This is a genomic window from Protofrankia sp. Cr1 (assembly GCF_963555865.1).
In the GTDB taxonomy this organism is placed as follows: Bacteria; Actinomycetota; Actinomycetes; order Frankiales; family Frankiaceae; genus Protofrankia.
Genome location: NZ_CAUVXO010000506.1, coordinates 1 through 1,381, shown reverse-complemented (window position 1 = coordinate 1,381; position 1,381 = coordinate 1). Strand labels below are relative to the sequence as shown.

The 1,381-nt window shown below is 69.4% G+C and carries 2 pseudogenes; both read left to right on the top strand.

Annotated elements, in window-relative coordinates:
• Positions 1-1,137, top strand: a pseudogene (locus U9980_RS24680) (hypothetical protein); the annotation flags it as partial.
• Positions 1,134-1,381: pseudogene (locus tag U9980_RS24675) on the top strand (hypothetical protein); the annotation flags it as partial. The pseudogenes U9980_RS24680 and U9980_RS24675, both read left to right, overlap by 4 nt.

Here is a 1,381-nt window from a genome sequence, read left to right as displayed (position 1 = left end):
TTCCTGGCGGCGCTGTGGTCGCCGCTCGATGGCGTCGCCGGAGCCGTCGTCAGCGTCGTTCCGGCGTTGACGATCGTTGTCGTGGCTGTCCTGGGTGCCTGGCTGTTGATGAACGCCCGCCAAGTCAGCCCGGATGAAGCCGGTGCGCTGGACCTCGTCCCGTTGGTGCTGGTCGCCCTGGCCGCAGCCGGTGGGGGTTGGTATCTGCAGTGGTCTACCACGTTGAGTCTGTCCGCGTCGGTCCGGACGGCGCTTGCGGCATTCGGATTGCTCGGGCTGCTGTTGTGGCCACTGTGGACATGGGTATCCGTGGTGAAACGGTGGCAGCCCCAGCTTGGCACTGCCGCTGTGGTGGTCGAGGAGCTCCGCAGGTTGGTCTGCCAGGTGGCGCTGTACGAATGGGTGCTCGCCGACAGCCGGCGGGAGGCGCACGACATCACCAACGCACTGACCGGCGCGCTGCTCGACATGCAGACGAAGCTGACCGATCACGCCATGCTACTGCGCGACCATCCCATCGGGGACCAGCCGGGAGGGGTGCCCGGCATCGACGTCGAGGTCGCCACCCTGCTGCGTGACCAGCGAGGTGAGATCGCCAGAGTCGTCCAGGAGGATCTGGTCGATCTGATCCAGACTGTGCTCCGGCGCTGTTGGAAGGATCTTGAACGGGGTGCGCCGGACGCGTTGGTGAACTACGTGTCCGCCGAGTCCGGGCAGTTACTGGAGGTCTACGCCGAACATCTGGCCCGCCGGGGTGTGCATGAGGCTCCGCCGTTCGCCCGCTCGGGCGAGCGGCGCGCGGTGCTCGTCGATGCGGTGTGGACCGAATCGCACCGGGTCGCCGAGGTGCTGCGGGCCACCAAGCTGGATCCGGGCATCCAGCAGTTGTGCGGGCCGGAGGAGCTGAGTTATCTCGACGTCTCTCCGGACCGCGCGGATCTGATCCGTTTCGCGCCGCGGGCGGCCAAGGCGCTGTTCGCCCGTGGCCTCACCCGCCCGGGGCCGGTTGGTGGTCCTGGGATTCCACATCCCGGTGCCGATCTAGTCTGGACAGCCGGTGGCCAGGTCGCCGGCGTGCTGCGGCTGGTCCGGTTGCGCTCCGGTGTGGTCGAGACGCCAGTGGAGGGTCGGCTGTGACGCATCCCGATTGGAGGGCACCGGAGGCTTCGGACGGCCCACCGGAGGCATCGCCCGGCCCGGATGCCCCGTCCGGCTCGCCCGGCGGACGCCGGCCCGGCCGGGCCGAGTCGGCCGGGGCTGACGGCCGCGGCACCAACGGTTCGTCACCGGGTGGGTCCGGCGCCACCGGTGGCCCGTACAAGGAGTCGCCGCAGGGCCGCGCCGACGCGCTGACTGAACTCAGCTACATCACGACCTACGG